Here is a 7,729-nt window from a genome sequence, read left to right as displayed (position 1 = left end):
TGGACTTACTGTAAAAGACGCTAACGGTAACTCCGCAAACTATGGTGCAAATGGACTTACTGTAAAAGATGCTAACGGTAACACAGCAATCTCTTTGGCTAGCACTAATGGTACTTCAAGTCTGAATTTTGCTATGGATTCAAATGGTAACGGTACAGGTAAAATTACAGGTATAGCCCCCGGCAAAATCTCAGCAAATTCAACAGATGTCGTTACCGGCGGTCAGTTGTATACACTGCAAAATAACGTTAAGAACCTAACAACAGGTCTTAATAACAAATTAAATAACTTAAATGCTAAAGTGAATCGAAATAATCGTCAACTTCGTGGAGGTATTGCCACAGTTACGGCAATGACCAATATTCCACAGGTGACCTTTGCGGGTAAATCTGCTATTGGTATCGGTGTTGGTACTTATGAAAATGAAGGAGCTATATCTGTCGGCTATTCAAGAATGTCTGATAATGGTAGAGTTATCCTGAAAATAAGTGCAGGTGCATCAACAGAAGATACATTTAATGCTGGTGCAGGTGTAGCTTTCCAATGGTAATTTAAAGTTGTTTTCTTAATCTGGTGGTCGGACGAGTTTTCCCGTCCGACTCGCCTTATTTCTCTATGCAGTTTCGTTGTGGGTTATGTTAGCTGATATAAAATTTGCCTACTTGAAGTAATTAAGTGGAAGTTTTAGATAAGAAACGCCATTGTCTTCTGGCTCAGGAAAATGTCCTGCTTTCATGTTAATCTGTATCGAAGGTAAAATCAGTTCTGGCATGCTTAAAAGCGCATCTCGTTTATTACGCGTTTCAACAAATTCAGCTTTGGTTATGCCTTGGTGAACATGAATGTTGTATTTTTTTGAGTCTGAATATCCGTTTCACACATGTAGGCATCACGATTTTCTGGCAAATAATCATGGCAAAGAAATACTCGTGTTCTTTCAGGTAGTTGATACAAACTTTGTATGGAATCAAAAAGAGTTGATGCGCTTCCTTTTGGAAAATCGCAACGTGCTGTTCCATAATCTGGCATAAACAAGGTACCACCAACAAACACAGCATCACCAATAACATAACTCAAACAGGCAGGCGTATGTCCAGGTGTGGGGATGCTATATGCCTCAATGGAGTCAATCTGGAATTTCTCATAATCCTCAAACAAGTGGTCAAACATCTGTTGAGTATTCCATTGCTTGATATCCAGATGATAGATTGCAGCGAAAGTCTCCCGAACCATCGCAATTTTAAAGCTCATGGCAATCTTTCCGCCAAGTGTAGTTTTGAGATACTGTGCCGCAGTCAAGTGATCGGCATGGACATGGGTTTCCAGAATCCACTCAACCGTTAAACCTTGCTCTTTGACATAAGCAATAATCTTACCTGCATGAGTGGTTGATGTACTGGCAGAGGCTGCGTCATAATCCAGCACACTGTCAACAATTGCACATGCTTTCGTTGAAGGATCACTCACCACATAACTAAAAGTATGGGTATCTTCATGAAAAAAAATCTTTGATAATAGGGGAATTTGACATGATTAAGCTCCTATCCACTTACGGTGAATCAACACGCCAGCAAGCATCGCGACAATAAAATACAGAACTTGATAATGCCCGAGACCAATTAAGGTAAAACTTGGTGCAGGACATATCCCAGCAATCCCCCAACCAATACCAAATAAAAGGCTACCTAATATCAGTTTAAGATCAATTTTATGATTGCTAGGTAATACAATTGGCTCATTAGATACGGTTTGAGGTGCCTGACTGTGTACCGCCTTTTGAAAAGGAATAATTGCCACCATAATCGCTCCAATCATTACGAAAGCTAGACTGGCATCCCAATCACCAAACAAATCCAAGAAGTTTAGCACTTTTTCTGGATTAGACATCCTAGAGAGCATCAAACCTATAGAGAACAAACCACCCAGAATGAAAGCAAGAAAATTCTTCATTTAGAAAGCTCCTGCGACATGGCGAATCATGTAAACCGTAACAAATCCAGCGAACATAAAACTCATAGTGGCTAGAATAGAACGTTTAGATAAACGACTGATCCCACAAATGCCATGACCGCTGGTACAGCCTGAACCTAAGCGTGTCCCAAACCCCACCAATAACCCAGCAATAATCATCATCAACGGACTGGTATTCAATTCAATTTCTGGCTGAATAAATAGCCCATAAATGAAGGGGATAATGATCAAACCTGACATAAACCAAATAGCAGGTGTCTTAAATATCATTTGAGGGTTTAGAATTTGTGCTACTAATCCACTAATTCCTGCAATACGACCATGTATATATAGGTAGCCAACTACAGCTACACCTAGCAATAATCCACCCATAAAGGAAATCAAATAGTCATACATACAATTCAAATCACGCAAACAATATATTCATTAACAATATTATATAATTAAATATAATATATGCAAGTATTACTTAGTTTTTTGTATAATACTTAGTTTTTTGTATAATAATAAGATGATTTTTAGGATACGCTTATGAAAACCAATGAATTAAAAATGAAAATAGACCTTTCAAAAGTCGACCTTGTCATTGATTGTCTAAAAGTCTTATCGAATCCTGATCGTCTTAAAATTTTATGTGTCTTAATTGATGGTGAGCTGAATGTTCAACAAATTGAAAAAACCGCTCAGGTATACCAACCAACATTGTCACAACAACTAACGATACTCAGAAAAAGTAAAATGGTATCGACACGCCGCGAAGGCAAAAAAATCTTTTATCAATTTCGTGATATGAGAATATTACAAATCATGCAGACCCTATACGGCTTATATTGTATGAATGATATGGACTCGGACTAGAAGTATTAACTCCCTAAAAATATTTCACATTTTGAATAACAGATTCTTCTGCTCACTTTTCAAGCAAAAAAAGTCTGTTACTTTTTTCAAATCAATTATCTGAAGATTGCTGTGTAGTTGTAGACTTAATTTTGTAGTGGATCACTACATTTTTAAGGAGTAGAATGAGGGGAATGTAGTGGTATGTAGTGGATCACTACACTACACAGTAGACTACAGAATTCCGGGGGGGGGGGGAGAAGGTGTTTAACTACTTTCCCGTATGGAAATTTATTGTTCTTATTGATTGGGAAAGTATTTTATGAATCACATATTTAGAATTATTTTTGATAAAACAAAAGGGGTATTTGTTGTTGTTTCTGAATTAACAAAATCTCACGGTAAAGCAAAGTCCGAAAAGCAAGGGGCTTTTCAGGTTGTGCGGAATACCGTAGGGGGGGAGGGTACTTCCTTAAACGATTCTTCTATTCGTCTTTTTAAATTATCATCTATTGGGTTAGCCACTCTTGTTGCAATAGGAGGCTTAAACCCTTTTGTCGCCCATGCGAAAGTTTATGATGTAGGGGTATATGCTTGTGATGGTAGAATTTCTCCAGATGACCCTAAAATTGCGAATGGTGTTAAGACCGATACCTGCAGTCTACCAGAAGGAGTAGTCGCATTAAATCTTTTTGACTCCACAGATAATTGGGTAGGTATTGATCCAGGTGCGGTAAAGAGCGTCGCTATCGGAAATAAAGCTGTTGTTTTAGGCTCGCAAGCTACAGCGGTAGGAAGTCGTTCACTGGCTCACACTCAAGCAACCGCTGTGGGAAATGACGTTTATGCACTAGGTGGCAGTTCAATTGCAATAGGTAATGACGATCTTTACGGCCATGATGACAAACTTCCCGTCCCAGTAATTATGAATGTCTATCAAGGGTTGTATGCTTCCCCCCTTTCCGGTAATGGTTACGGTACTGATTCGGGCGGCAATCCTATTCCTGCAGTAGAAAGCAAGGGTTGGCTTCCTTATAATGACTTTAAAGATTTATATATCAGTAATAACCTTGACGGGCATGATACTCGCAACTACTCACCAACTTATGCTGCTCGCACGGGGGCCATCGCAATTGGTTCACGTACGGTAGCAGGTGGCACAGCCTCCACAGCACTGGGCTCACTATCGTTTGCCTTAGCCGATTATTCTACTGCCATGGGGATGCGTACTTTTATCGATGCAAAAGCAGTAGGAGCAACAGCAATTGGGGAAAAAGTCCGTGCTTATTCGGCTAACTCTATCGCTGTCGGTAATCAGACTGAAACCACAGAGAAAGGAACGTTTGCCTATGGTTATCAAGCCAAAGCCGTGGGTCAAGGATCGCTTGCCTTTGGTTATGCGACTGTGGCAGGTGCGTATATTCGTCAAGCGCATTATGATAAGTTAAAAAACGATCTTAAGACTATCCATGATATTCAGGTGGTTAATTCTGACGGCTCCATCAATAAAACCAATCAAACTGACTACATAAATAAAGTCAATACGTTAACGACAGAACTTGATGGACTTTTTGAAGATAATAAACTTTTTGCTCAAAAAGGACGGGATGGAAGATTTCGTAAAACAAAGAACAACGATCAAACATCAATCAAAGATGGTACCGGAGAATACCTCAATGATGGCAATGAGTATATGGAAATTTCAGGCAAGCCCATCTATGCTATTCAATCAGCTGACGGAGATCTGCAAACCCCAGGAATGCAGTGGGCAAAAAACTCATTAGCAATGGGGCGTTATGCATTTGCATTGCGTGATAATTCGGTTGCGGTTGGCTATAATTCGGTATCTGACGCAAGCTCCGGTATTGCGATTGGCTCTTATTCCTATGTGTCGGATAGTGCACCCAGCTCTGTTGCGATAGGAGTTAATTCATATGTTAACGGGGCTAATAGTGTCGCAATGGGATATTCAGCCAAAACAAGTGCAGATAACTCCTTGGTATTTGGTATGGGTGCTAAAGCTGGGGGCTTCTTAAGCATAGATGAAGGTAATGCTCTTATAGCAAAAGGCTATCGGGTTATTAGTTCAACTCAAGCACAAAGCGGTCAGTTTGATCAGAAATTTCCTACCTTAATTAGACTTTATGATAATAGTGGCTTCCAATACCTAGCACGTAACTCTTCTGCTATCGGGGTTATGTCTGAAGCAACGGCGTTTAACTCAATGGCGATAGGTAATAATTCTAAAGCTACGCTCAACAACTCCTTGGCTTTAGGCTATGAGTCAGTAACAGACTATGATGTAGAAGATCTTGGTAAACCGGGCTGGGTGGCTCCCGGTGCGATTTCAATTCCAACAAGTGCCGCTACGGGGGTAGTTTCTGTCGGTAGAACTAACCAAGAACGTCGTATTACTAACGTCGCCTCTGGTTACTTGGATAACGATGCAGTGAACGTAGCACAATTAAGAAGCTTAAATGATCGTATCAGTAGCGTCATTGGCACAAGTAACTCTTCTAGTTTATTTCAATACCTGTCAATTGAGTCTCAAAACGGGGAAGCCGCTAAACTAAGTCGGATTGTCAATAAGAAACGTGAATATACCGATTACGTCTCATTAAGAAGACAATATCTAGGACTTGTTGCACGTGAGAAATACAATGGTGAAGATATTGATGATAATGCTTTAAACAAGATTAAGTCAGAGTTGCAAAGCATTGAAGCTAGTCACCAAACCTTTAAAACTACTTCAGCAAAATTAAATAAGATTGCAACTGATCTTGATTCAGCACCAACTGCTGTTAATAAAGATAAATTAGAAGCTTCTTTGAAACAGTTAGAGACAGCATTTAAGACAGATAGTGCAGATAATGTAGTTAATAGTGTGCTGTCCCAAGAAGAAACCCGTTTACTTGCACTTCAGGATACCACTAACTTTAAAAATGATGGTGCTAGGGGTAAAGATAGTATAGCTATTGGCTGGAAAGCAACGACAGGCGAAAGAGACACCAATGGTGCTTACAAAACAGGTGGCAAAGTGGGTGATTTAGCCGTTGCCATAGGTTATGAGGCGACAGCGACAGGAAGCGATGCTATCGCTATCGGTACTAAAAATACTGTTGGTGGTTCTAAATCAATTGCCATTGGTTATGGTCACAAAGTTACAGGCAATAATTCAGGTACTTTGGGTGACCCGAATACGATTTACTTCGATAACTCCTATATCTTAGGTAATCATTCTACTATTGGTGATAAGGATACTCCAGCAGTTACAGAGACAGGTTCGTTTGTCGTTGGTAACCATGTCAATGTAACAGCAGATAAAGTCTTTGTACTTGGAAGCGGTACAGAAAATAGTAAGTTAAATGCCTCTCTTGCAAATTCAGTTTACTTAGGTCATGGTAGTGCTAAAGTTTCTGCTGGAAAAGGTAGTCGAAACCTCGGTACTGCTTACACGCCAACGCTTTGGAGTAAGGCATATAGTGGAAGTAAGGCTTTTGCTGGTAATAACCCGACAAGTATTGTGACTATTGGTAGTGATGGCAATTCTCGCTTGCTTCAAGGTGTGGCAGCCGGGACAATTTCTAAAGAATCAACTGATGCTATCAATGGCTCTCAACTCTTTGCCGTCGTTGATTCGCTTCAAGCCGATATTGCTAATGCCGCACAAAACGCATCAGGAAGCGTTAACTTCACGGGTGACAATACCGCAGAAAAAGTTAATTTGCAGCTTGGACAAACTTTAAAAATTTATGGTGATGCTGCCAGCACGACAGATCTTAGTACAGGCAATATCAAAGTAACTGGTAGTAATGGTAGTTTGTTAATTCAGTTAGCTAAAACAATTAGCGGTTTGACTGAAGTCAATACTTCGACGTTACGTTTAGGTACTGGCGGTCCTTCTCTGACAGCGTCAAACCAAAATATCAATGTCAATGGCGCTAAACTCGTCGGTCTTACTCCAGGTGTAAACCCAACAGATGCTGTTACAGTAAGACAATTAAATACTGGATTAAGTGGCAAAGCCGATAAAGCTATCGTAACTCAATTACAAAACAATACGATTAAATTAGTAGGTGATGCTGATGCTGGTACTGTATCAAATGCTCGAGTGCTTGCATCTCAAGGAGGTATTAGCTTTGATGTGCTAGGTGATGAAAAGGATGTGACGGTAAAAACTACCGCGGACGGTCTGAACATTTCATTGACGGAGGAAACTGCCAATAAATTAGCAGGTCTATCTGATGATGGTAAGCTTCGTTATAAGGTCTCTAACGATGGTCAAGAAACTGTAGGTACTCCTGTGGGTTTAGCGACTGGTCTAGATTTTACTGGCGATAAAAATATCACGACAGGCGTGGGTCAAAATGGTGAAGTAAGCTTTGCCTTGAAAAATGTCTTAACTGGTTTAGAGTCAGCAACCTTTACTAAAGCGCCAGGAGCAGATGGTAGTGCAGGTACTGAAACCGTGATTGATGGCAATGGTGTTGCGGTAACGCCGTTAAAAGACGACGGTACAGGCACAGGTAACTTAGTACCAGATGACAGCAAAGACCCAGTTACATTAACAAGTGAGGGCTTAGATAACGGTGGCAACCCACTTAAAAATGTAGGTGATGCGACAGAAGCCGGTGATGCAGTTAACAAAGGTCAATTAGATGCGGTAGCTGCTCAGCTTGGTTTAGCAACCAATGGTAAAGACGGTATCAACGGTGTTGATGGTTACGATGGTGCAGCTGGTGCTGCTGGTGCAACCGTAACAACCAATGATGGTACTAAAGGTATTCCGGGCGATCCGGGTAACACAGGAGCGCAAGGACCGGCAGGTAAAGACGGCTTAAACGGCACAACGACCGTTAATAAAGTCCAAGCGCTTCGTGATGGTGTTGCCGGCTCAACGGTCTACACTGACGAAAGAAGA

6 protein-coding genes are annotated in these 7,729 nt (G+C 40.7%); 3 read left to right on the top strand and 3 right to left on the bottom strand.

What is annotated here, in order from left to right:
- The coding region (locus tag PF272_RS12195) for a YadA-like family protein (RefSeq protein ID WP_271142964.1) at positions 1 to 550 on the top strand (550 nt) is incomplete at its 5' end.
- Positions 551 to 822: 272 nt separating this feature from the next.
- On the opposite strand, the gene PF272_RS12190 is transcribed toward PF272_RS12195, so the two are convergent.
- The 3 genes from PF272_RS12190 to PF272_RS12180 all read right to left on the bottom strand — a co-directional run bounded on the left by PF272_RS12190 (position 823) and on the right by PF272_RS12180 (position 2,385).
- Positions 823 to 1,467 (bottom strand): MBL fold metallo-hydrolase, encoded by a 645-nt coding sequence (locus tag PF272_RS12190; protein ID WP_271142963.1) that lies wholly within the window; start codon positions 1,465 to 1,467, stop codon positions 823 to 825.
- Positions 1,468 to 1,533: 66 nt separating this feature from the next.
- Positions 1,534 to 1,950 carry a DUF6691 family protein gene (locus tag PF272_RS12185; RefSeq protein ID WP_271142962.1) on the bottom strand — a complete coding sequence of 139 codons (417 nt, stop codon included), beginning with the start codon at positions 1,948 to 1,950 and terminating at the stop codon, positions 1,534 to 1,536.
- Positions 1,951 to 2,385, bottom strand: a complete 435-nt coding sequence (locus PF272_RS12180) for a YeeE/YedE family protein (RefSeq protein WP_461782259.1) — start codon at positions 2,383 to 2,385, stop codon at positions 1,951 to 1,953.
- Between the two features lie 117 nt (positions 2,386 to 2,502).
- Here PF272_RS12180 and PF272_RS12175 point away from each other — a divergent pair, with 117 nt between their 5' ends.
- A complete protein-coding gene (locus tag PF272_RS12175; protein ID WP_271142961.1) occupies positions 2,503 to 2,829 on the top strand; it encodes an ArsR/SmtB family transcription factor in 327 nt (108 codons plus the stop codon).
- Positions 2,830 to 3,130: 301 nt separating this feature from the next.
- A partial coding sequence (locus PF272_RS12170; protein WP_271142960.1) for an ESPR-type extended signal peptide-containing protein occupies positions 3,131 to 7,729 on the top strand: 4,599 nt, incomplete at its 3' end.

Origin of the sequence: Gallibacterium faecale (assembly GCF_027920745.1) — a bacterium.
GTDB lineage: Bacteria > Pseudomonadota > Gammaproteobacteria > Enterobacterales > Pasteurellaceae > Gallibacterium > Gallibacterium faecale.
Note: the sequence above shows the minus strand (reverse complement) of the source record. Positions and strands in the feature narration are given on the sequence as shown.

What these genes read in the sequence shown, in the direction of transcription:
- PF272_RS12185 (WP_271142962.1), bottom strand. Translation starts at nt 1,950, where the DNA reads ATGAAGAATTTTCTTGCTTTCATTCTGGGTGGTTTGTTCTCTATAGGT.
- PF272_RS12175 (WP_271142961.1), top strand. Translation starts at nt 2,503, where the DNA reads ATGAAAACCAATGAATTAAAAATGAAAATAGACCTTTCAAAAGTCGAC.